Below are 273 nucleotides of genomic sequence, written 5' to 3'. Positions count from 1 at the left end.
CAATATTCTTGGCTGCCTTTAAGTCTCGTGTTGACTATCACCGTGCCATCAATGCCCCCATCTGCTGTCTGGCCTGTATGCTGATATGAAACGTCTGCTCTTATATTTTCTTGTTTGAGTACATTTGATAAAAGTAGTAATACAAATTTTTCAAACTTTAATGGAGTTAATTGGTTGATCGTATTAAGTATGTCAGCCCTTGAAACACTTGTAGAATATTCATTAAGTGAGTTTTTGTTATTACCGATAATTACATCTAAAATACTAGTACAC

1 protein-coding gene is annotated in these 273 nt (G+C 34.4%); it reads right to left on the bottom strand.

Annotated elements, in window-relative coordinates:
* Nucleotides 1–273 (bottom strand): hypothetical protein (locus AAEZ03_RS27345; protein WP_350582984.1); only part of this gene is annotated, 273 nt, incomplete at both ends.

Source organism: Pseudomonas sp. HY2-MNA-CIBAN-0224 (assembly GCF_040310285.1).
GTDB classification, from domain to species: Bacteria; Pseudomonadota; Gammaproteobacteria; order Pseudomonadales; family Pseudomonadaceae; genus Aquipseudomonas; species Aquipseudomonas helleri.
This window is presented reverse-complemented; position numbering and strand designations above follow the sequence as displayed.